The 22,397-nt window shown below is 68.6% G+C and carries 17 protein-coding genes; 2 read left to right on the forward strand and 15 right to left on the reverse strand.

What is annotated here, in order from left to right:
- Positions 1-16: 16 nt before the first annotated feature.
- From ACTWQF_RS02715 to ACTWQF_RS02725, 3 genes are all read right to left on the reverse strand, one after another.
- Entirely contained in the window at positions 17-448 is a 432-nt protein-coding gene (locus ACTWQF_RS02715; RefSeq protein ID WP_443276650.1) for a DUF6113 family protein, read from the reverse strand.
- Positions 445-1,407 carry an N-acetyl-1-D-myo-inositol-2-amino-2-deoxy-alpha-D-glucopyranoside deacetylase gene (mshB, locus tag ACTWQF_RS02720; RefSeq protein WP_443276652.1) on the reverse strand — a complete coding sequence of 321 codons (963 nt, stop codon included), beginning with the start codon at positions 1,405-1,407 and terminating at the stop codon, positions 445-447. Before mshB ends, ACTWQF_RS02715 begins: the two co-directional genes overlap by 4 nt.
- Positions 1,408-1,468: 61 nt before the next feature.
- Entirely contained in the window at positions 1,469-1,663 is a 195-nt protein-coding gene (locus ACTWQF_RS02725) for a hypothetical protein (RefSeq protein ID WP_433099953.1), read from the reverse strand.
- A 275-nt stretch (positions 1,664-1,938) separates the two neighbouring features.
- On the opposite strand from ACTWQF_RS02725, the gene ACTWQF_RS02730 reads away from it, so the two are divergent.
- Positions 1,939-4,104 (forward strand): prolyl oligopeptidase family serine peptidase, encoded by a 2,166-nt coding sequence (locus ACTWQF_RS02730; protein WP_443276654.1) that lies wholly within the window; start codon positions 1,939-1,941, stop codon positions 4,102-4,104.
- Positions 4,105-4,139: 35 nt separating this feature from the next.
- Here the strand turns inward: ACTWQF_RS02730 and ACTWQF_RS02735 are convergent, their stop codons facing one another.
- The 5 genes from ACTWQF_RS02735 to ACTWQF_RS02755 all read right to left on the reverse strand — a co-directional run bounded on the left by ACTWQF_RS02735 (position 4,140) and on the right by ACTWQF_RS02755 (position 10,411).
- Positions 4,140-5,285, reverse strand: coding sequence for an ABC transporter ATP-binding protein (locus ACTWQF_RS02735; RefSeq protein ID WP_443276656.1), 1,146 nt, complete (start codon positions 5,283-5,285; stop codon positions 4,140-4,142).
- Positions 5,286-5,309: 24 nt separating this feature from the next.
- A complete protein-coding gene (locus tag ACTWQF_RS02740; RefSeq protein WP_443276658.1) occupies positions 5,310-6,380 on the reverse strand; it encodes an ABC transporter ATP-binding protein in 1,071 nt (356 codons plus the stop codon).
- A 12-nt stretch (positions 6,381-6,392) separates the two neighbouring features.
- Positions 6,393-7,370 carry an ABC transporter permease gene (locus ACTWQF_RS02745; RefSeq protein WP_443276660.1) on the reverse strand — a complete coding sequence of 326 codons (978 nt, stop codon included), beginning with the start codon at positions 7,368-7,370 and terminating at the stop codon, positions 6,393-6,395.
- 117 nt (positions 7,371-7,487) lie between these two features.
- Positions 7,488-9,281, reverse strand: coding sequence for an ABC transporter substrate-binding protein (locus tag ACTWQF_RS02750; RefSeq protein WP_443276662.1), 1,794 nt, complete (start codon positions 9,279-9,281; stop codon positions 7,488-7,490).
- A 95-nt stretch (positions 9,282-9,376) separates the two neighbouring features.
- Positions 9,377-10,411 (reverse strand): ABC transporter permease, encoded by a 1,035-nt coding sequence (locus ACTWQF_RS02755; protein ID WP_443276664.1) that lies wholly within the window; start codon positions 10,409-10,411, stop codon positions 9,377-9,379.
- Positions 10,412-10,899: 488 nt separating this feature from the next.
- On the opposite strand from ACTWQF_RS02755, the gene ACTWQF_RS02760 reads away from it, so the two are divergent.
- On the forward strand, positions 10,900-11,922 hold the full coding sequence (locus tag ACTWQF_RS02760; RefSeq protein ID WP_443276666.1) for a hypothetical protein: 1,023 nt from the start codon (positions 10,900-10,902) through the stop codon (positions 11,920-11,922).
- Positions 11,923-11,940: 18 nt separating this feature from the next.
- Here ACTWQF_RS02760 and ACTWQF_RS02765 read toward each other — a convergent pair whose 3' ends face one another.
- From ACTWQF_RS02765 to ACTWQF_RS02795, 7 genes are all read right to left on the reverse strand, one after another.
- Complete coding sequence (locus ACTWQF_RS02765) at positions 11,941-13,080, reverse strand: ABC transporter ATP-binding protein (RefSeq protein WP_443276668.1); 1,140 nt, start codon at positions 13,078-13,080, stop codon at positions 11,941-11,943.
- Entirely contained in the window at positions 13,070-14,050 is a 981-nt protein-coding gene (locus ACTWQF_RS02770) for an ABC transporter ATP-binding protein (RefSeq protein WP_443276670.1), read from the reverse strand. Before ACTWQF_RS02770 ends, ACTWQF_RS02765 begins: the two co-directional genes overlap by 11 nt.
- Positions 14,051-14,055: 5 nt before the next feature.
- A complete protein-coding gene (locus ACTWQF_RS02775) occupies positions 14,056-14,994 on the reverse strand; it encodes an ABC transporter permease (RefSeq protein ID WP_443276672.1) in 939 nt (312 codons plus the stop codon).
- Between the two features lie 72 nt (positions 14,995-15,066).
- Positions 15,067-15,990, reverse strand: a complete 924-nt coding sequence (locus tag ACTWQF_RS02780) for an ABC transporter permease (RefSeq protein WP_443276674.1) — start codon at positions 15,988-15,990, stop codon at positions 15,067-15,069.
- A gap of 6 nt (positions 15,991-15,996) precedes the next feature.
- A complete protein-coding gene (locus tag ACTWQF_RS02785; RefSeq protein WP_443276676.1) occupies positions 15,997-17,646 on the reverse strand; it encodes a peptide ABC transporter substrate-binding protein in 1,650 nt (549 codons plus the stop codon).
- Between the two features lie 250 nt (positions 17,647-17,896).
- Positions 17,897-19,768, reverse strand: coding sequence for a translational GTPase TypA (gene typA / locus ACTWQF_RS02790; RefSeq protein WP_443276678.1), 1,872 nt, complete (start codon positions 19,766-19,768; stop codon positions 17,897-17,899).
- 184 nt (positions 19,769-19,952) lie between these two features.
- Entirely contained in the window at positions 19,953-22,325 is a 2,373-nt protein-coding gene (locus ACTWQF_RS02795; RefSeq protein ID WP_443276680.1) for an ABC transporter family substrate-binding protein, read from the reverse strand.
- Positions 22,326-22,397 lie beyond the last annotated feature (72 nt).

Consider the following 22,397-nt stretch of genomic DNA (forward strand, 5'->3'; position numbering starts at 1 on the left):
CCCGGAGACGGCTCTCTCAGCGGTTTTTACCGACTGACACGGGGGGCGCGGGCAATGCAACGGTGGTACACATCACAGCCGCGAGCATGCCGCCGAACAGGTAGACATAGCTGGCGATTCCGGCAGCGAACAGGAAGTCTCCCTCCGACCGCGCGGGAGTCATCAGCAGCACCGCGAGCGCCCACCCGGCACCCGGAGCGGCGGCGCCCACCTTGGTACGGCACAGCTTGGCGCCGCCCCAGAAGAGCCCGACGGCGGCCGCCAGCGCGAGCAGCAGCCCGAACGGGAACCACCCGCCCTGGACAAGCGTTCCGGCAGTCCCGGTCAGCAGGCCGAGGACGACCAGCGCCGCATAGACGGCGACCCGCCCGCCATAGGCCCGCGGATACGCGCCCCAGTCGGCTCCGTTCCCGTCCCGGACCGCTCCGGTCCCGTCCGCCCCGCTCATACCCGTACCTCCGCGAACAGGTCGTCGGCGTCGCCCTGGGCCGCTCCTGTGCGGTCCGCGCGCTGGAAGAACTCCATGCCCGTCAGCGGCTGGGCCAGACCGTTGGAGAGCGCGAAAACGTGACCGCGTGAGGTGTGACGTACGGACACCTGGGTCTCGTGTGCCGCCATCGCCCTCGCCTTCGCCTCCACGTATGCGCCGGCGTCCACCGTGACATCCACCTCGGCTGCGCTCTCCACCACCCCCGGCACATCGTCCGGCTGCGCGAAGCCCGTTCTGCCCGAGAACCCTGGAAGGGGAAAGACCTCACCGTCGTCGGCGGCGGCGTGCAGCCGGGCGAAGCCCTCGTCCAGCACGGGACGCGGCACGACGTTCCAGTAGACGCGCTGCACCTGATGCGGCTCGCCGCCCGTACGGCCGTTCTCCTGCGCAGCGAGCTCGACGGCGCGCATGGCGACGCGGTGGGCCTTGATGTGGTCCGGATGACCGTAGCCCCCGTCGGGGCCGTAGGTGACGAGCACCTGGGGGCGTACCTCGCGCAGCACGGCGGCGAGCAGCCGGGCGGCCTCGTCCAGATCGGCCTGCCAGAAGCAGCCGGGGCGGTCGTTGGTGGTGGCACCCATCATGCCGGAGTCGCGGTAACGTCCGGGCCCGCCGAGAAAGCGGTGGTCGGTGACGCCCAACTCACACATGGCGGCGGCGAGTTCGCCGATGCGGTGCGGGCCCAGGGTGTCGTCCTGGTCGGGTGCCAGATGCGCCAGCCCGTCCGGGATGACCTCACCCTCCTCACCGAGGGTGCAGGTGACGAGGGTGACGTGAGTGCCCTCCGCCGCGTACTTGGCCATCGTGGCGCCGGTGGTGATCGACTCGTCGTCGGGGTGCGCGTGCACCAACAGCAGACGGCGCCTGGGGGCGGCCGGTGAGCCGGGGGCCACCCCCGGGGGAAACGCAGCGGTCATACCCCCGAGCCTACGACGGACGCCGTACCGGGAGCCGACGCGGACAGCGAGGAGAACCGGGTCAGAACTTGAGCTCTCCGATCATCCCGGCGACGTTGGTGGTCAGGTCGTTGATGGTGGGAGCCATCGACGAGCTGGCCAGATAGAAGCCCAACAGCACGCAGATCACCGCGTGTCCGGCCTTGAGCCCGGATTTCCTGACGAGCAGGACGACGATGATCGCCAGCAGCACCACCGCCGAAATCGAGAGTGCCACGGCGGTTCACCTCCAAGTACGCACGGTCGGTACGGGATCGATACGGGTCACACGGACACGGCAGCACGCCTCCGGCATGAGGAGCCACCGGCTTCATACCCAGCACCCACCATGCGCAACGGATCATAATTATCCGCACGACCGCACGGCTCGGTGCACAGGTGCAGAGGAGGGGCGCATATTCAGTTCCAGCCAACTGCACACCACCCGAACATCGTCCCGGCGGGCACCCGGAGCGGATCACAGCCCGGCTCAAGCGCAGTACGGTCGGCCGCATGGCTACGACTTTCCCGCGGCAGCACGCGCGTACCCACCGATTCACACTTGGCACCCCAAGGTCTTTCACTGTCGCCCCGGACGGCTCACGAGTGGTCTTCCTGCGCTCCCGCAGCGGCTCTGACCTGGCGAACCTGCTCTGGGTGCAGGAGGTGGCCAACGGGCAGGAGTGGATCGCGGCCGACCCGGAGGAGCTGCTGGGCGGAGCCGCCGAGGAGCTGTCCCCCGAGGAGCGCGCGCGGCGTGAGCGGAGCCGCGAGGGGACCGCGGGCGTGGTCGGATATGCCACTGACAGTTCCGTGAGGATGGCCGCCTTCGCCCTTTCAGGTCGGCTCTTCACCGCCGACCTGCTCTCCGGGCGGTCCCAGGAGCTTCCGACGCCCACCCCTGTGGTGGACCCGCGCCCCTCCCCGGATGGACAGCACGTGGCGTATGTGACGGGCGGCGCGCTGCGGGTGGTGACGGCCACGGGCAAGGACGACCGGGCGCTGGCCGAGCCCGAGGCGGAGACCGTCACCTGGGGGCTGGCCGAGTTCATCGCCGCCGAGGAGATGTCCCGGATCCGCGGCTACTGGTGGTCCCCGGACTCGGACCGGCTGCTGGTGGCGCGGGCCGACGACGCACCCGTACGCCGCTGGACCATCGCCGATCCGGCCAACCCGCAGGCGGAGCCGGCGCGGGTCGCCTATCCGGCAGCCGGGACGGAGAACGCCGAGGTCACACTGCATCTGCTCGGCCTCGACGGGTCACGGACCGAGGTTGTCTGGGACCGCGAGCGCTACCCGTATCTGGCCCGCGCGCACTGGTCGGACGCCGGCCCGCCGCTGCTGTTGGTGCAGACCAGGGACCAGCGCGAGGCCGTGTATCTGAGCGTGGACACCGCCACAGGTGCGACTTCCATCACACTCACCGAGAATGATCCAATCTGGCTGGAACTCTTCGGCGGTGTTCCGGCGTGGGCACCGGACGGCGAGCTGATCCGGATCACCGATCGAGCCGATACGGCCGAGGGCGGCGCACGGGTGCTCATGGCGGGCGCACGACCGCTCACCTCCCCGGCACTGCACGTACGGGCCGTTCTGGACATCGGCGACGACGACGTCTTGTTCTCCGCGTCGGAAGGCGACGGGAACGGTTCTGCGCGGCGCCGCGCCCCCGGCGACATCGGGGTGTACCGGGTGCCGCTCGCGGGTGGCGAGGTGGTGCGGATCGCCGACGAGGACGGACCGCATCTCGCCTCTGCCGCGCGGGGCGGCGGGACGCTGGTGCTGTCGACCGCGACCCTGTCGCGGCCCGGCGCGCGGGTGGTGCTGCTGCGGGAGAGCGACTCGGCGCGGATCGGCGCCGTCGAGTCGTACGCGGAGACTCCCGTGCTCGCCACCGCGCCGCGGCTGCTGCATGCCGGGAAGCGCCGGATCCCGGCCGCGGTGGTACTCCCCACCGGTTACCGGGAGTCGGACGGGCCGCTGCCGGTGCTGATGGACCCGTACGGCGGGCCGCACGGGCAGCGGGTCGTCGCGGCGCACAACGCGCATCTGACGGCCCAGTGGTTCGCCGACCAGGGCTTCGCGGTGGTCACGGCGGACGGGCGCGGAACGCCGGGGCACAGCCCCGGCTGGGAGAAGGCCGTCGCACGCCGGCTCGCCTCCGTCACGCTGGACGACCAGGTCGAGGCGCTGCGCGCGCTCGCCGAGGACTTTCCGCTCGACCTGTCCCGGGTCGGCATCCGCGGCTGGTCGTACGGCGGGTACCTCGCCGCGCTCGCGGTGCTGCGGCGGCCCGACGTCTTCCACGCCGCGGTGGCCGGTGCCCCGGTCACGGACTGGCGGCTGTACGACACCCACTACACGGAGCGGTACTGCGGTACCCCGCAGGACGACCCCGAGGTGTACGCGGAGTCGTCATTGCTCACCGATGAGGGGCTGTCCCTGGTGGACGCGGACAGCCCTCACCGGCCGATGATGATCATTCACGGGCTCGCCGATGACAACGTGGTGGTCGCGCACGCATTGCGGTTGTCCTCCGCGCTGTTGGCTGCCGGGCGCGCCCATGAGGTGCTCCCTCTCTCGGGAGTGACCCATATGGCCAGCGGCGCCGAGGTCGCGGAGAACCTGTTGCTGCTGCAGGTCGGCTTTCTGAAGCGGTCGTTGGGGATGGCGGGCTGAGTGCGCCCCATAAGGGGCAGACGAGAGGGACCGCCCTAACGCGTGCTGTCCTCCATCGCGCGGAGGGCCGAGTCCATGACGATGTCCTCCTCGCGGGCCGCGATGGTCGGCTCCTCGGGGAAGTGGCAGGCCGTCAGGTGGCCTGTCTCGTTCCCGGGGAGCTGGACCAGCGGGGGCTCCTCGGTGGCGCACTTGTCCTGGGCCTTCCAGCAGCGGGTGCGGAAGCGGCAGCCCGAGGGCGGGTTGATCGGCGAGGGCACGTCGCCGGCCAGCCGGATGCGCTCCTTGGCGTCTCCGGCGCCGGGCGACTCCTCCCCCTGGAGCACGGCCTCCGGCACCGCTGACAGCAGCGCGTGTGTGTAGGGGTGGCGAGGGCGGCTGTAGATCGCCTCGCGCTCCCCCACCTCGACGATCTTGCCGAGGTACATCACGGCGACCCGCTCGGAGAAGTGCCTCACGATCGCCAGGTCGTGGGCGATGAACACGAACGCGATGCCCAGCTCGCGCTGCACCTTCTGGAGCAGGTTGACCACCTGCGCCTGGATCGAGACGTCCAGCGCGGAGACCGGCTCGTCGGCGATGATCAGCTTCGGCTCCAGTGCGAGGGCACGGGCGACGCCGATGCGCTGGCGCTGGCCGCCGGAGAACTCGTGCGGGAACCGGTTGTAGTGCTCGGGGTTGAGGCCGACGGTCTCCAGCAGTTCACGGATGCGCTTCTCCCGCCCGCCGGACGGGTTGATGCCGTTGACCTCCATGGGGCCGCCGATGATGGCGCCGACCGTCTGCCGCGGGTTGAGCGACGAGTACGGGTCCTGGAAGATCATCTGGATCTCGGAGCGGATCGGCGCCATCTGCTTGCGCGTCGCATGGGTGATGTCCTGCCCGGCGTAGGTGAGAGAGCCGCCGGTGGGCTCCAGCAGTCGGGTCAGCAGCCGCCCCGTGGTGGACTTGCCGCAGCCCGACTCGCCGACGAGCCCGAAGCTCTCGCCCTCGTGCACGGCCAGGTCGACGCCGGAGACGGCCTGGACCTCGCCCACCTTCCGTTTGAAGGGGAAGCCCCCCATGATCGGGAAGTGTTTGGCCAGGTTCTCGGCCTGCAGCAGCGGCTCTCCCGTACGCGCCGGCCGGGCATCCTGTGGTTCGCCCTCGCCTGGCTTGGTCAGGGTGAGGTCATCGCTCATTGGTCTGTTCTCCCTCTGCCTGGCCTAGCTCAGCCTGGGCTTGATCTGCTCGACGAAGAACGTCCGCTTCTGCTCCGCCGTCAGATGGCAGGCGGCGCCCCGGGCGTCCGGCAGCGGCGGCCGGTCGGCGGTGCAGGACTTGCCGGCGACCTCGTCCACGTATCCGCAGCGCGGGTGGAACGGGCAGCCGGGCGGGGGCGCGAGCAGGCTGGGCGGGGAGCCGTGGATCGGTGAGAGCTCCTCGTTCACGTTTCCGGTCAGCCGGGGCATCGAGGTGAGCAGGCCCCAGGTGTAGGGGTGCTGGGGCGCGCGCAGCACCTCGGAGACCGCGCCCCGCTCGACGGCTCGTCCGCCGTACATCACCAGGATGTCGTCGGCGACGTTGGCGATGACGCCGAGGTCATGGGTGATGAAGATGATCGCGGAGCCGAACTCCTGCTGGAGGTCCTTGAGCAGGTCGAGAATCTGCGCCTGCACGGTGACGTCGAGCGCCGTGGTGGGCTCGTCCGCGATCAGCAGGTCGGGGTTGCACACCAGCGCCATGGCGATCATCGCGCGCTGCCGCATACCGCCGGAGAACTGGTGCGGGTAGTCGTTGACCCGCGTCTTCGCGTTCGGGATGCCCACCTTGTCCAGCATCTCGATGGCCCGCAGATGCGCCTCCCGCTTGGAGACGCCCATGTGCTTGCGGTACGGCTCGGCGATCTGCCGTCCGATCGTGTAGTACGGCGAGAGGGCGGTGAGCGCGTCCTGGAAGATCATCGCCATCTTGTTGCCGCGCAGCGACTCCAGCGTCTTCTCCCGCGCGCCCGTCAACTCCTGGCCGTCCAGCAGGATCTCGCCCGAGACCTCGGTGGTCCGCGGATTGTGCAGGCCCAGGATGGACAGGTTGGTGACCGACTTGCCGGAGCCGGACTCGCCGACGATGCCGAGGGTGCGCCCGCGCTCCACGTCGAAGGAGAGCCCGTCCACGGCCTTGACGGTGCCGTCCTCGGTGTCGAAGTGCACGTACAGGTCGCGCACCGAGAGGAAGGCGTCCCCGTCCCCCTCGCCACGCGGAGCCGGTACGTCCGCTTCCTTGGTCAGGGTGGTCATGTGCCGGTTCTCCTAGGACAGTCGCACGCGCGGGTCGATGAACGCGTAGGCGGCGTCCACGATGATGTTGAAGAGGATGATGAAAGTGGCCGCGAAGAGCATCACGCCCATCACCATGGGGATGTCGGTGTTCTGCACCGAGTGGACCGCGAGGGTGCCGAGCCCGGGCAGTGAGAACGTCCACTCGGTGATCATCGCGCCGCCGAACAGCGAGCCGAGGTCGACGCCGAAGATGGTGACGATGGGGATGAGCGAACCCCGCCAGGCGTAACGGAAGAAGACGTACTTCCCCGACATGCCCTTGGCCCGCGCCGTTCTGACGTGGTCCTCCTGAAGCTGTTCGATCATCGAGGACCGGGACAGCCGGGTGTAGTTCGCGGTGAAGATGATCTGTACGACCAGCCAGGGGATCAGCAGCCCCAGGAACCAGCCGGCCGGATCCTCCGTCAGCGGCACGTACTTGGGCTGGTCCAGCAGATTGAGGTTGTAGACCACCAACGCGAGCACGAGCGGCCCGATGAAGTAGATCTGCATCGAGGAGAGCACCAGCGACATCGAGCTGAAGACCTTGTCGACGATCGTGCCCTTCTTCCAGGCGGCGATCATGCCCGCACCCAGACCGATGGTCAGGAAGACCACGGCACCGCCGGCGGTCAGCGAGACGGTGGTCGGGAAGCGGTCCAGGATGGTCTCCCAGACGGGGTCCTGGTTGGCGAAGGAGTAACCGAAGCACGGTGCCGGGCAGTCACCGGCGGCGAACTGCCGCCCGGCGACGATGCCGACCATGAAGTGGAAGTACTGCACCGGGATCGGCTCGTCGATGCCCATGTTCTTGCGGATGATCGCGAGCGCTTCCGGCGTGCAGTTCTTGCCGCAGGCCAGCGTTGCCGGGTCCTTGGGAACGGCGTAGAAGAGGAAGAAGGTCACGGCGCTGATGATCAGCAGGATCACCACGGCGCCGAGCGACCGGCGGATGAGAAATCGCAGCATGACGGAACGCAGCTCTCGTGCGGCAGCGGGATCGAGACGTACGGGACAGGGTGGAACGGCCTGGGGGCTCCGCCGCCCGGCCCACGGGGACTGGGCGGCGGAGCCGGCGCCGTGGCGTTACTTCTTCACGTACAGCGTCGCCGGGTTGATGTCGTGCAGCTGCTCGTCGAAGTAGGAGCCGCCGACCTTCGATCCGGAGAGCTGGATCGTCTTGTAGTAGTGCATCGGCACGGCGGGGACGTCCTCGGTGAGGATCTTGTCCGCGAGCTTCTGCCATTCCTTGGCGGCCTCGTTCGGGTTGGACATGGCCCGGATGCGGTCCATCTCCTTCTCGAACTTCGGGTTCTTGTGGTGCGAGTAGTTCGCGGCACCGTCCTGGACCTGCCGCCCGTCGAACAGGTTCGGCACCACGGTCGAGGCGCTCGGCCAGTCGGCACCCCACGAGTTGTGGTAGATGTCGTAGTTGTTCTTGACCTTGCCGATCTGGTCGTAGTACGTGTCCGCGATGATGTCCTTCTTCTGGACGTCGAACCCGGCCTTCTCCAGGTTCTGGGTCGCGGCCACGGAGAACTGCTGCCATTCAGGCGCGTTCTGGTAGGCGAAGGTGAGCTTCATGCCCTTCTTGCCGGACTCCTTCAGGAGCTTGGCCGCCTTCTTGACGTCGCCCTGCGGCTTCTTGATCTTGCCGAAGGGGTCGGTCGGCTGCTGGCCCACCAGCGTCGGGCTGACGTAGTTGCCCGCGAGCTCGCCGCCGCCGGCACCGCCGAACGCGGAGACGATGGACTGGTTGGGCATCGCGTAGGCAATGGCCTGGCGGACCTTCTTGTTCTTGATCCGGTCCACGTTGATATTCATGTAGCTGACGTACGACTGGTAGCCGGACACCGAGCGCTTCTTGATGCTCTGGTCGCTGCGCACCTTCTGCATGCTGGAGGCGTCGACGCTGTTGGTGAAGCTGGTGGCGGTCTGGTTCTCACCCGCGTCGGACATCAGCCGCTTGGTGGAGTCCTCGAAGGAGACTCCGAACTGGATGTCGAAGGCGTCAGGGAACTGGTGCCGGCCCGGGTCCGTCTTGGGGTCCCACTCGGGGTTGCGGACGAGCTTCATGCTCTTGCCGGACTTGAAGGACTGGATCTTGTACGGGCCGCTGGCCAGCGGCTTCTTGTCGTACTTCTCCTTGGTGTCCTTCTTCTCGGAGACAACCGCGTACCCGGCCATCGCCAGCGCGTAGGGCAGCTCGGCCTGCGGCTTCTTGAAGTGGAAGACGACCGTCTTCTTGTCCGGCGTCTCCAGGACGCTGTCCGGCAGGTGCTTGCCCTTGTAGGGGCCGTCCTTGAGCAGCTTGCGGTAGTCGGTGCCGCCGGTGTCGGCCAGCCACTGCTGGACGAAGGTGGGGCCCTCGGTGATGAAGGGCGCGAACGTGCGCTCGATGGAGTGGCGGATGTCCTTCGAGGTGATGGCCGAGCCGTCCTCGAACTTAATGCCGTCCTTGAGCTTGTACGTCCAGGTCTTGCCGCCGTCCGACTTCTTGCCGCTGTCGGTGGCCAGATCGCCGACGACCTCGTACTTGTCGGAGCTGGAGCGCTTGTAGGTGGTCAGCCCGCGGTGGACAAGTCGGGCCATGGCCTGCTCGTCGCTGACGTAGATCTGGGCCGGGTCCAGATGCGCGAAGCTGTCGCGCTGCAGCACCTTGACGGTGCCGCCCTTGCGGCTGCCCTTGACGGCGGGGGCCGGGCCCTTGGAGGCGGCCTCGTCCGCGAAGGAGTAGGAGACGTCCTCGCCCTGCTTCTTGGCCTTCGTGTCCCCTTCGTCCCCGCCGCCTCCGCCGCTGCTGCAGCCGGTGAGGAACAGCGCGCCGGCGGCGACCGCCGCGAGGGACGCACGCGCCGTGCGTATGCTCACTCTGCTCATGGTGGTGTCTGCACCTGCCTGTCGGTTGTCCGTCGCTGCCTGACTGATGCCGTACGGGGTGGCAGCACCCCCCACCACTCGGTCGCGCCTGGCCCTCATCGGCCCGACTTCGGGTCGAACGCGTCCCTGACCGAGTCCCCGAGCAGGTTGAAGGCGAGGATGAAGATCACCATCGCGCCGCCCGGGAAGAACATGTAGGTGATGTCGCTCTGGTACACCTCGGCGCCCTTGGCGAACATCCGCCCCCAGTCGGGGGTGGGCTCCAGCAGGCCGACGCCGAGGAAGGAGAGCCCCGCGATGGCGGTGACGTTGTTCGGCAGCATGTAGGTGGACTGCACCAGGATCGGTGTCACCAGGTTCGGCAGCAGTTCCTTGCGGACGATGCGCCCCGGCGGCGTACCGGCGACCTTCGCGGCCTCGATGAACTCCCGCTCCCGCAGTGACAGCGTCTGGCCGCGCAGCAGGCGCGCCAGGGTCATCCAACCCAGCAGCCACATCACGTAGATGATCACGCAGGCGCGCAGCCAGGTCGGCATCTCGTCCTCTGTGGGAACCAGCAGGGCCCCGACGACCGGCGTGAACGCCACGAAGAACAGCTGGTTGGGGAAGGACATCATCAGGTCGGTGAACCGGCCGAGGAAGTAGTCGACCCTCCCCCCGAAGTAGCCGCCCGCGACGCCGATGACGATGGCGGTGATCACCGAGAGCAGGGTGACCACCAGGGCGAGCGAGAGCGAGGTGCGGATCCCGTAGATCAGCTGCGTGAACACGTCCCGGCCCAGCCCCGGCTCCAGCCCGAACCAGAACTCGCTGTCGATGCCTCCGTTGGGCTTCACCGGATAGGAGTTGTCGTTCAGCAGGGTCGGATCCAACTCGCCGTAGCGGGTGTAGGGGTCCTTGCCGTAGAGCTTGGAGATGACCGGGGCCAGCGCCGCGACCAGGAAGAAGGCGAGCACGATGCACGCCGAGATCACGCCTGTGCGGTCACGCTTGAAGCGCAGCCACATGAGCTGGCCGGGGGATCGGCCCGCGAGTTCACCCTCCTTGGCAACTCGCGTAGAACGCAGACCCGCGTCGTCGGGGCCAGGGGTGTCGGCCCCGGCTGTCGCAGCCTGGGAAGGACTTGTCATCGCGTGTGTGCTCCCGCGCTCAAATCTCGCCGGAACCCGAATCGTTGGGCGTGATGCGGGTGGGTTGAGCCGGACTTTCGCAAGTCAATTACGCACCAGTCAAGAGGGGTTGGCCCAGCTGAACACCGTCCACCGCTTTCTTGAGCGAACGTTGCGCAGATCGAGGTCGCAACGTGCTTGACATCACAGGCGCCCGACAGACATAACGGCATAAGTACCAAGGAAGCGCCTTAACAAACCCGCAACGTAGCCGTCGTCTCACCGATATCCGAATCAGCTGCCCTGAAGTGCGTACGGCTCCCAACTCCCCCGTCCGGCGGGTTTCGTGGCGTTCTCATGCGCGAGCGATGCGCACCGTGCGAACATTGGCGCGCGGTCGCAATGGCGTGCGTCGTGGCACAGGGGAAGCTTGTAGCCGGACGGCGATCACAGGTAGACACGGGTAGATCTGGGTACGTCGCGACACCGCACAAACGGGGGGCCGAGCCATGGGCCAGGACAGAACGCTGGTGCGCGGGGCGCGTGCCTTCGGATCATTGCTGACGGCCGCGCTTGCGCTGGTCAGTCTCGCGTGGATCATCCGGGACTTCACCAAGGCTCATGAGGTCATCGACGTCTGGTGGAACTGGGCCGGGCTGCCGGCCCGCGCCGCGGACGGTGTGTGGGTCACCTCGTTCCTCGAACCGATGCTCCTGCTGCTGTACTCGGTCGCCGCCGTGACGGCGTACCGCTCCTCCTCGTCCGCGGCGATACTGACGTGCACGGGGCTGCTGACGGTGGCGGTACGTACCCCCGGCCTGTGGAACCTCAACGCCGACTGGATGCAGGGCGTCCCGGACGGGCTGCTGAGCAAGGTGCTGTTCAGCAGCATCGCGGCGGTCGTCATCGGGGTCGTACTGATCATCACGGCCGTCGCGGGCCGCCGCCCCCACCTGCCCGCCGGGTACGGCTCCTCCTCCGACGGCTACGGCCTCGCGGCCACCTCCGACCCGGCCGACGAGGCCCCTGCCGGCCCCACCCGGGGCGGGGCCGTGGCCGCCTTCCTGCTGCTGGGTTCCGGTGGCGTGGTGCTCGCCGCGTGGGAGATTCGCGCGTGGCAGCAGAACGGCTGGGACCGCTACGAGCAGATGCTGACCGGCGAGCGGTACACCGTGCGGCTGCTGGACGCCCCCTCCAGCTGGGTGCTGTGGGCGGTGGTCCTCCTCTGCCTGGCGGCCGCGGTCGCGGCGCTGGCGGGTGCGCCTTTCTCCCGCCCGCTCGGACTGATCGTCGCCGCACCGCTGCTCGCCCTCGGCGTCTTCGCCGTGGCGTACGGCATCAAGATGGAGCTGTTCGAGCACTTCGGCGACCTCGGCTTCGAGGGGCAGCTACGTTTGCTCACCAGCCTGTTCGAGATCGCGGTCGGCTGCGGCGTACTGCTGGCGCTCGCTCGCGGCGAGCAGCGCGAGGGCCGTACCGTCTCGCCGTATCAGGGCGGTAGCGCCTCCTACGGACGCGCGCCGCAGACCTGACGACCGGCGGTCTGGGTCTCAGCCGACCGCCGGGGGGACCACCGCGGTGCGCTCGGCGGCGAAATGGCAGGCCGAGGGGTGGTGCACAGGCTGGTCCGGGAGGGTGTCGGCGAAGCTCTCCGGCACAGCCAGGGCCGGCTCCTCCTCGGCACAGCGCTGCTGGGCCTTCCAGCAGCGGGTGCGGAAGCGACAGCCCGAGGGCGGGTTCGCCGGCGAGGGCACGTCGCCTTCCAGCACGATGCGCTCCCGCCCCACCTCCGTCTGCGGGTCGGGTACGGGGACGGCCGACAGCAGCGCCTGGGTGTAGGGGTGCGTCGGGTGCTCGTAGATCTCGGTCTCGGTGCCGATCTCCACGATCTTGCCGAGATACATCACGGCGACACGGTCGGAGATGTGCCGGACGATGGACAGGTCGTGGGCGATGAACATGTAGGACAGCCCGAACTCGTCCTGCAACCGGTCCATCAGATTGACCACCTGCGCCTGCACCGACACATCCAGCGCGGAGACCGGCTCATCGGCCACGATGATCTCCGGACGCAGCGCCAGCCCCCGCGCGATCCCGATCCGCTGCCGCTGACCGCCGCTGAACTGATGCGGATACCGGTTGATGTACTCGGGATTGAGCCCGACCACGTCCAGCAGCTCCTGCACCTTCCGCCGCCGGTCCCCCTTCGGCGCCACCTCCGGATGGATGTCGAACGGCTCCCCCACGATGTCGCCCACCGTCATCCGCGGATTCAACGACGTGTACGGGTCCTGGAACACCATCTGAATGTTCCGCCGCAGCGCCTTCAGTCCCCGCCCGGACAGCTTGGTGATGTCGTCGCCCTTGTAGCGGATGGTGCCCGCGGTGGGCTGTTCGAGATGGGTGACCAGCTTGGCGACGGTCGACTTGCCGCAGCCGGACTCGCCCACGATGCCCAGCGTCTCCCCCTCGTGCAGGTCGAAGGAGATCCCGTCGACGGCCATGACAGCACCGATCTGCCGCTTGAGGAGGACGCCCTGCGTCAGCGGGAAGTGCTTGACCAGGTCCCGCACCTCCAGGAGGGTCTCCCGCCCCGCGCGCGCCTTCTGGGCCCGGGAGCTCGTCAGCAGCATCCGCGCCTCCCAGCCTTCCTCCCGGACCAGGCTGCGCCCCGAGCCGTCAGCGTGCATCGAACATCTCCTCCCAGAAGTGGCAGGCGCTGCGCCGCTGTCCGGAGACCTCGTACAACGGCGGCTCGTCCATCCGGCACATGGCGCGTGCCATGGGGCAGCGCGGGTTGTAGGCGCAGGCGGGCGGGATCTCCAGCAGGCTGGGCGGCATCCCCCGGATGACGTCGAGCTGCTGCCCCTTCTGGTCCAGGCGCGGGATCGAGTCGAGCAGGCCCTTGGTGTACGGGTGCGCGGGTGCCCGGTAGATCTCCCCGACCGGAGCCGTCTCGACGATGCGGCCCGCGTACATCACCGCGATCTTGTCGGCCACGTCCGCGACCACGCCCAGATCATGGGTGATGAGGATGAGCCCCATGGTGAATTCCCGCTGCAGCTCGGCCAGCAGCTCCATCACCTGCGCCTGCACGGTCACGTCCAGCGCCGTCGTCGGCTCGTCCGCGATGATCAGGTCCGGCTCCAGCGCCAGCGCCATCGCGATCATGATCCGCTGCCGCATGCCCCCGCTGAACTGGTGCGGAAAGTCCCCCACCCGCTGCCGCGCCGCAGGGATACGTACCCGCTCCATCAGCTCCACGGCCCGGGCCTTGGCCTCCTTGCGGCTCAGGCCCTGGTGGACGCGGAACATCTCGCCCAGCTGATAGCCCACCGTCAGCACCGGATTGAGCGCCGAGAGCGCGTCCTGGAAGATCATCGCCATCTTCGAGCCGCGGATCTTCCGCCGCTGCTCCTCGGGGAGCTCCAGCAGGTCCCGCCCCTGGAAGATGATCTCTCCGCCCGTGATCCGGCCCGGTGGCATGTCGAGGATGCCCATGATCGCCTGCGCGGTCACCGACTTGCCCGATCCCGACTCGCCCAGCACCGCCAGCGTCTCCCCCGCCTCGACGCTGTAGCTCACGCCGTTGACGGCCTGGGCCACACCGTCCCGGGTACGGAACTCGACATGCAGGTCACGCACTTCCAGCAGGCTCACCGCGCTCACCTCAGCTTCGGGTCGAGGGCGTCGCGCACCGCGTCGCCGAGCATGATGAACGCCAGCACGGTGAGGCTGAGCGCGGCGGCCGGATAGAGCAGGATGTGCGGCGCGTTGCGGAACTGCATGCCCTGGGAGGCCGCCGAGATGTCCGCACCCCAGGAGACGGTGGGCGGCTGGAGCCCGACGCCGAGATAACTGAGCGTGGCCTCCAGCGAGATGTAGGTGCCCAGCGCGATGGTCGCGGTCACGATCACCGGTGCGACGGCGTTCGGCAGAATGTGCCGCACCATCATCCGCACATTCCCGGCGCCCAGGGCCCGTGCCGCCTGTACGTAGTCGTTCTGCTTCACGGTGATGACGGAGCCACGCGCGATACGGGCCACCTGCGGCCAGCCCAGCAGCACGATGAAGGTGACCACCGTCCATACGGAACGGCTGCCGGTCATGGAGAGGAACACCAGACCGCCCAGCACGATCGGGATGCCGAAGAAGATGTCGGTGACGCGGGAGAGCAACGCGTCCCACATCCCGCCGAAGAACCCGGCGAGCCCGCCCAGCAGGCTGCCCAGCACCGCGACCCCCGCCGTGGCGCAGACGCCGACCGTCACCGACGTACGGGCCCCGTAGACGACCCGCGTATAGACGTCGCAGCCCTGCGTGTCGAAACCGAACCAGTGCCCCGCCGAGGACGGGTCGAGGGAGCGGCCGAGTCGGCAGGAGAGCGGGTCCCGCGAGGCGATGAGGCCCGGCCAGATCGAGATGAGCACCAGAAACGTGATGAGGAGCCCCGCAATCACGAACACCGGGTTGCGGCGCAGGTCGTACCACGCGTCGGACCACAGACTCCGTGCGCGGCCCGGCCCCGGTACGGGGGGCAGCGGCGCGCCCTCACCCCCTTCCCCCTCCTCCTCGGCCAGCTCGACAGCAGGCGTCCCTGTCACGGAGCCCCCTCTCTTTCCGCCTCTGCAAGAGCGGGAAAGCCGCCGTCGGCGAGGTAAGGGTGGGTGGGGGGATTACGCATAGCGGATCCTCGGGTCAAGCACCGCGTACAACAGATCGACAAGCAGGTTCGCGAGGAGAAAGACGATGACGAGGATGGTCACGAAACCGACGACGGTGGGCGAGTTCTGCCGGACGATGCCCTGCCACAGCTGAAAGCCCACGCCCTGGATGTTGAAGATCCGCTCGGTCACCAGCGCCCCGGCCATCAAGTTGCCGACGTCCGTACCCAGAAAGGTGACGACGGGGATCAACGAATTGCGCAGCAGATGCCGCACCGTCACCCGTCGCCGCGACAGCCCTTTTGCGATGGCGGTCCGCACATAGTCGGCACGGGCGTTCTCCGCGATCGACGTCCGGGTAAGCCGGGTGACGTAGGCGAGCGAGACCAGCGCGAGGACGAGGCCGGGCAGCAGCAACTCACCCACCGGCGCCGCAGGCGAGACCGCGGGGGAGATCAAGCCCCATTTCACACCGAGCAGATACTGCGCGAGGCTGCCGGTCACGAACGTCGGTACGGAGATGACGACGAGGGTCAGCATCAGTACCCCGGAGTCGACCGGCCGCCCGCGCCGCAGCCCGGTGACCACGCCCAGCACGATGCCGAAGATGATCTCGAAGACGATGGCCACGACAGCGAGCCGGATCGTGATGGGAAAGGCCGTGCCCATCAGCTCCGTCACCGGCTGCCCGGTGAACGCGTTCCCGAAGTCACCGGTGAAGATCTTGCCCATGTAGAGCCCGTACTGCTGCCAGATGGGCTTGTCCAGGTTGAATTCCTTGCGCAATTGCTGAGCGGTGGCCGGGTCGGGAGCCCGCTCCCCGAACATCGCGTTGACCGGGTCCCCGACGGCGTACACCATCACGAAGATGAGGAAGGTGGTCCCGGCGAAGACCGGGATCATCTGGAGCAGTCGTCTGGTGACGTAGCGCCCCACTGCGGCTCACTTGACCTTGATGTCGGTGAAGACCGGTACGGAAAAGGGGTTGAGTCTGACGTTGCTGACGCGGCTGGAGTATCCGGCGTTCCCGTTCTGGTACCACAGCGGAATCGAGGGGAAGGCGTCCATGATGCGCTTCTCCGCCTGCTGGAAGAGGCCGACGGCGGACTTCTCGGCGGTGGCCTCGTTCGCCTTGTCGATGAGCTGGTCGACCTTGGACTCGGAGAAGCCTGAGTCGTTGGAGGAGGCGTCCGTGTAGTAGATGGGCTGGATGAAGTTCTGGATGAGTGGATAGTCCATCTGCCAGCCGGTCCGGAACATGCCCTTCATCTTCTTGTCGGAGATGTCGGAGCGGAATTCGCTGAACGTCGGCACCGGGTTGACTGTGCAGGCGTTGTTCTTGCCGAGCGTTCGGTTGATGCTGTTGCAGACGGCCTCCATCCACTGCCGGTGTGAGCCGGTGTCGACGTTGGAGGTCAGGGTGATCTTTCCGCCGGGCAGCCCGCCGCCCTGTTTGATGAGCTTCTTCGCGCCCTTGGGGTCGTATTTGCACGCATCGCCGCAGAGTCCGGGCTTGTAGCCGCCGGTGGTCTTCAGCACGGGGGAGGTCAGATCGGTCGCGGGTTCGCGGGTGCCGTGGTAGATCTTGTCGGTCACCTCTCTCCGGTCGATCGCCTTGGAGAGTCCGCGGCGCACCATCGCGGCCTTCTTGCTCTGCCACTTCTTGTCGTACATGGGGAAGGAGATGGTCTGGGTGATGCCCGCGGGCTGGTTGATGTAGCGGCCGTTCAGGTCCCGCTTGGCGTTCTTGAGCTGCGCGGCGGGGAGTTCGTCGACGACGTCCAGATTTCCGGCCTGCAGATCCGTGTAGCCGGTGTTCTGGTCGGTGTAGACCTTCAGCTCGACGCCCTTGTTCCGGGGCTTGTCCTTCCCGGCGTAGTACTTGTTCCGGGAGAGCTGCATCGACTGGCCCTTGGTGTAGGAGTCCACCTTGTACGGGCCGTTTCCGACGGGCTTCTTCAGCCAGCCGCCGTGGTCGGTGAAGAACGACTTCGGCAGTGGTGCGTAGGCGCTGTATCCGAGGGTCTGCGGCCAGAGGGAGAACTTCTGGCTGAGCTTCACCGTGAAGGTGCGGTCGTCCTGCACTTTCAGCCCGGACAGCTTCTTCGCCTTGGGCTTCCCCTTCTCGGGGTGAACGTCCTCGTAGCCCTCGATGTACTGGAAGAAGTACGAGTTGATCTGCTTGTTGGTGACCAGTGCCCCGTAGTTCCAGGCGTCCACGAAGGACTTGGCCGTCACGGGTGTGCCGTCGGAGAACTTCCAGCCCTTCTTCAGCTTGACGGTGAAGTTCCGCTGGTCGTCGGACTCGATGGATTCGGCGACCGCGTTCTCGGCCTCGCCCGTGGTCGGGTTGTACTTCTTCAGCCCTCGGGAAATCATGTCGAGGACCTTGCCGCCCTGCACCTCATTGGTGTTGGCGGGCTCGACCGGATGCTGCGGATCGGTCCAGAACGCCCGTACGACCCCGCTCTGCGCGCCGCCCGCGGCACTCCCGGCGCTCGAGCCGCCGCCGCACGCCGTTGCCGTCAGAGCGACCGCCCCGGCGGCGGCGAGCGCCCGCCTGGTCATGGTGGTGCGGGTGGCTCCACACATGGGTGCCTCCTGGGTGCGCTGGGGGTCCGAGTACGCCTCCCACCCACATAACACCTTTTGACACCATATGCCTGGCTGCCTTGCCCACCACCCCACCCCCCGGCACCCATTCGGGGGCCGCCCCGGGATGCACGAAGGGGGCCCACCCGCCAGGGTGGGCCCCCTTCATGTTCAATCCGGCCGCTACGGCGCGCAACCAACGCGGCGAGGGTCCGGCCGCATCACAGCGCTCCGCAACCCCGACGTCCGGCTACCGCTTCGCGCGAGCGGCGGCGCGGGCCCGCTCCTTCATGTCCAGGTTGACCTTCCGGATGCGCACCGTCTCCGGCGTCACCTCGATGCACTCGTCCTCGCGGCAGAACTCCAGCGCCTGCTCCAGGGAGAGCTTCCGCGGCGGCACCAGGTTCTCCGTCGTATCGGCGGAGGCGGCCCGCATGTTGGTGAGCTTCTTCTCCTTGGTGATGTTGACGTCCATGTCGTCGGAGCGGGAGTTCTCCCCGACGATCATGCCCTCGTACACCTCGGTGCCAGGCTCGATGAAGATGGTCCCGCGCTCCTGGAGGTTCATCATCGCGAACGGCGTCGCGGTCCCGGAGCGGTCCGCCACCAGCGACCCGCTGCGCCGCGTCCGCAGCTCGCCGAACCACGGCTCGTGCCCCTCGAAGATCGAGTGCGCGATGCCGGTGCCGCGGGTCTCGGTCAGGAACTCCGTACGGAAGCCGATCAGCCCGCGGGAGGGGACGAGCCACTCCATGCGCACCCAGCCGGAGCCGTGGTTGGTCATGGTCTCCATCCGGCCCTTGCGGCTCGCCATGAGCTGGGTGATGGCGCCCAGGTGCTCCTCGGGGGCGTCGATCGTCATCCGCTCGACCGGCTCGTGCAGCTTGCCGTCTATCTCGCGGGTGACGACCTCCGGCTTGCCGACGGTCAGCTCGAAGCCCTCCCGGCGCATCGTCTCGACCAGGATGGCCAGCGCCAGCTCACCGCGGCCCTGCACCTCCCAGGCGTCGGGACGCTCGGTGGGCAGCACCCGCAGCGAGACGTTACCGATCAGCTCGCGGTCCAGCCGGTCCTTGACCAGCCGCGCGGTGACCTTGTGCCCCTTGCCGCCCTTGCCCACCAGCGGCGAGGTGTTGGTGCCGATGGTCATGGAGATGGCCGGCTCGTCCACGGTGATCAGCGGCAGCGCGACCGGGTTCTCGGCGTCCGCGAGCGTCTCGCCGATCATGATGTCCGGAATGCCGGCGACCGCGCAGATGTCGCCGGGACCGGCCTCGGCGGCGGGCTTGCGGGTCAGCGCCTCGGTCATCAGCAGCTCGGTGATCCGCACGTTGTGCACGGAGCCGTCCCGCTTCATCCAGGCCACGGTCTGGCCCTTCTTCAGCGAGCCCTCCTTGACGCGAAGCAGCGCAATCCGGCCCAGGAAGTTGTCGGCGTCCAGGTTGGTGACGTGTGCCTGGAGCGGCGCGTTCTCCTCGTAAGTGGGCGCGGGCACCGTCTCCAGCAGCGTGCTGAAGAACGGCTCCAGGCTGTCGCTGTCCGCGGGCACCGCGCCGTCGGCGGGCTGGGTCAGCGAGGCGATGCCGTCGCGGGCGCAGGCGTAGACGATGGGGAACTCGATCTGCTCCTCGTCCGCGTCCAGGTCGAGGAAGAGGTCGTAGGTCTCGTCCACCACCTCGGAGATCCGGGCGTCGGGCCGGTCCGTCTTGTTGACGCACAGGATGACCGGGAGCCGCGCCTGGAGCGCCTTGCGGAGCACGAAGCGGGTCTGCGGCAGGGGGCCCTCGGAGGCGTCCACCAGCAGCACGACCGCGTCCACCATCGACAGCCCGCGCTCGACCTCGCCACCGAAGTCGGCGTGGCCGGGGGTGTCGATGATGTTGATGGTGACCGGCTCGCCGCCGTCCTTGGGGTGGTACTTGACCGCGGTGTTCTTGGCGAGAATGGTGATGCCCTTCTCGCGCTCCAGGTCGTTGGAGTCCATCACCCGGTCGTCGACGGATTCGAGCTGGTGGGCCGCGAAGGCACCGGCCTGCTTGAGCATGGCGTCGACCAGGGTCGTCTTGCCGTGGTCGACGTGGGCGACGATAGCGACGTTTCGGATGTCGTGGCGCGTGGGCACTGGGGGGTGTCTCCCGGGTTGGCGGATCGGGCCGCGCGACCGCCTGTGCGGCCGGTCCGCGCTCCCTGACGCCGGGCATGGCTCGCCGCGGCCTCGTCAACCATGGTACGGGCCGTCGCGCGAAGCGCCGGACGGGGCCGCTGTGCGGTCCGTCCGGCGCTCGGTGGGGCGGGGCCAGGGTGGCTCAGCTCCTGCGGTAGCCCATGTCCTCGTAGACGGGGGTGGAGAAGCCGAAGGCACCCACGTTGACCAGGTTCCGCTTGGCCGCCACCAGCTGGGGTCGCTGGTAGAGCGGCAGTGAACCGGACACCGCCCAGATCCGCTGGTCGGCCTTCCGCATCAGCTCCTGGCGCTCTCCGTCGTCCAGCTCGCCCGCCGCCTGCTCGAAGAGCTGGTCGATCCGGTCGGTACCGACGCGGGCGTAGTTCTGCTCGACCTGCAGCGAGCCGTCGGATGCGGGCCTCGGCTTGGCGAAGATCGGCCGCGCCTCGGTGGCGGGGAACGCCGTCGCGGGCCACGAGTACAGCGCCAGGTCGTAGTCACCCGCCGCGATGTGGTCCTTGAAGTAGCTGTCGCCGGACACTTCCTTGATCTGCGTACGGATGCCGACCTCGTTCAGCATCCGTGCGATGCGCTTGCCGGTGTCCCTCAGCTCTGCGGAACCCTTGCCGCCCGGCAGGACGAACCGCAGTGCGAGGGGCTTGCCGTCCTTGCTGCGCACCGCGCTGGCCGGGTCGCCCGCCAGCAGCCGCAGTTCCCGGGCCGTCGCCTGCACCGTTTCGGCCGTCTCCAGCGCCGCCCTGGCGCGGCTCAGCTTGCGCTCGGAGCCGGCTTGTCTGGCGGAGGCGAGGCTGGAGTGCGCGGCCTGCGCGAGGATGGCGCCCCGCTGGGCCGTGGCCGAGACGGAGAGGCCCAGCGGTTTGTCGACGACCCGGGCGATCTGGGCGGCGGTCAGCCGGACGACCGACGACTCGGCCTCCGCGCGGTGGGGCGCGCCGCCCCCCGCGTCGGGGGAGCCGTCCGCGGCGGACGGCTCGGCGGGCCCGCCGTCAGCCCGCTTCTCCTTCTTCTCCCCCTTCTCCCCCTTGTCCTGTGCCTTCTCCCCCTTGGGCGCTGCGTGGGCGTTCTCGGCGGACTCGTCGGCGCCCGCCCCGCCAAGGCCGCCGGTCTTCCAGCCCGCGTCGGCCAGCAGGGACTGCGCGGAGTCGACGTCCGCGCTGCCGAAGTCGCCGCTGTTGTCCTGGTAGCCGTCCTGGTTGGTCATCCGCAGATGGCTGCCGAGGGGCTTGTCCGGCAGCCCCGTTCCGTCGAACGCCTTCCCGGCCAGCTCGTCCCGGTCGATGGCGCGGGCCACCGCGCGGCGTACCCGCTCGTCGGCGAGGGGGCCGCCCGCGCCGTTGAGGGTGAGCTGGGTGTAGGCGGGGTCCAGCGCCCGGCGTACCTCGTATCTGCCCAGGTGCCGTGCCGCCGAGGCGCCGAAGCGCTTGCGGGCCTCCCGCTTGCGCGCCTCGCGCCGCTCGGCCTCGCGCTTCTTGGCGTCCTGCGCGTTCTTGGCACCCTCGGCGCTGTCCGGGCTCCCCGGGCCGCCGAGCCCGTTCGCGGCGCCGACCCGCTTGGCCGCCGCGGCGCTGACATCGGCGACGTCCACCTCCCCCTTCGCCAGCGCCTTGGCCGCCTTGTCGCGGGGTACGGCCGTCAGCACGATGCGGTCCAGCTTGGCGCGCTCGCCCCACCACCGCGGGTTGCGTTGGAGGACCGTACGGTCACGGTCCTTGCCCGCCTTGACGACGCGGAACGGGCCGGCCGCCGCGGGCAGCGAGGTGCGGATGCCGTCGTTGAAGACCTTGGGCTTGCTCATGGCCTGCTTGGGGTAGAGCGGCGTGAACAGCGAGCGCCAGTCCGCGTAGGGCTTGCCGAAGACGACCTTGACCTCGTCGGCACCCTCACCCTTGGTGACCTTCCGGATACGGTCGTATCCGGCGTTCCGCGCCGTCCAGTAGGCGTTGTTCTTGCCGCGCAGCGCCTTCCACTGGGCACGGAAGTCCGCCGCGCCCAGCCGGCGGCCGTCGCTCCAGCGGGCCTTCGGGTTGAGCTTGTAGACGACGGTCTGCCGCGGCTCGGTCTCCGTGACCTCGGCATCGCGTAGAAAGTTCTCGTCGGTCTGCGGCCGGCCGCGCTCGTCGAGGGTGAACAGCGTGGGCAGGGTGGCGGCGGCGACCCGCTTGGTGGCCTCGGCCGAGTCAGGCTGGAAGACGTTGAAAGTGGTGGGCGCCGCGTCCACCGCCCAGCGCACGGTGCCGCCGGAGGCGACCTGCTGCCGCTCGGTGGCGCGTACGTCGCCGCCGCTGTCCGCCGAGCCGCTGCCGGTGTTGGTCTCGGCGTCCTGCGAGTCCGAGCCGCCGCAGGCCGCCAGCGGCAGTGGCAGCAGCAGACCGGTGACGAGCGCCGCCGTCCAGCGCCGGCTCCGGCGGGGCCGGACGGTCGCGGCACGGCTGAGGGGCTCCCCTGGCTGTGGCGGCCTCGGGGGCCTTCGTGATTCGGCTGGGACGGCTCGCATGCTGAAACCTCCGGGGCTGGCCGCGCGTCCGCGTACATCCACTTTCGGCGGTTTTGGCGGCTCATCACATCT

Source organism: Streptomyces sp. 8N114, assembly GCF_052245835.1.
Lineage (GTDB): Bacteria > Actinomycetota > Actinomycetes > Streptomycetales > Streptomycetaceae > Streptomyces.

Excerpts from the sequence above, each read along its gene's own strand:
- mshB (WP_443276652.1), bottom strand. The coding sequence starts at position 1,407 with ATGACCGCTGCGTTTCCCCCGGGGGTGGCCCCCGGCTCACCGGCCGCC.
- ACTWQF_RS02795 (WP_443276680.1), bottom strand. The coding sequence starts at position 22,325 with ATGCGAGCCGTCCCAGCCGAATCACGAAGGCCCCCGAGGCCGCCACAG.
- ACTWQF_RS02765 (WP_443276668.1), bottom strand. The coding sequence starts at position 13,080 with ATGCACGCTGACGGCTCGGGGCGCAGCCTGGTCCGGGAGGAAGGCTGG.
- ACTWQF_RS02755 (WP_443276664.1), bottom strand. The coding sequence starts at position 10,411 with ATGACAAGTCCTTCCCAGGCTGCGACAGCCGGGGCCGACACCCCTGGC.
- ACTWQF_RS02750 (WP_443276662.1), bottom strand. The coding sequence starts at position 9,281 with ATGAGCAGAGTGAGCATACGCACGGCGCGTGCGTCCCTCGCGGCGGTC.
- ACTWQF_RS02735 (WP_443276656.1), bottom strand. The coding sequence starts at position 5,285 with ATGAGCGATGACCTCACCCTGACCAAGCCAGGCGAGGGCGAACCACAG.
- ACTWQF_RS02740 (WP_443276658.1), bottom strand. The coding sequence starts at position 6,380 with ATGACCACCCTGACCAAGGAAGCGGACGTACCGGCTCCGCGTGGCGAG.
- ACTWQF_RS02785 (WP_443276676.1), bottom strand. The coding sequence starts at position 17,646 with ATGTGTGGAGCCACCCGCACCACCATGACCAGGCGGGCGCTCGCCGCC.
- ACTWQF_RS02730 (WP_443276654.1), top strand. The coding sequence starts at position 1,939 with ATGGCTACGACTTTCCCGCGGCAGCACGCGCGTACCCACCGATTCACA.
- ACTWQF_RS02745 (WP_443276660.1), bottom strand. The coding sequence starts at position 7,370 with ATGCTGCGATTTCTCATCCGCCGGTCGCTCGGCGCCGTGGTGATCCTG.
- ACTWQF_RS02760 (WP_443276666.1), top strand. The coding sequence starts at position 10,900 with ATGGGCCAGGACAGAACGCTGGTGCGCGGGGCGCGTGCCTTCGGATCA.
- ACTWQF_RS02715 (WP_443276650.1), bottom strand. The coding sequence starts at position 448 with ATGAGCGGGGCGGACGGGACCGGAGCGGTCCGGGACGGGAACGGAGCC.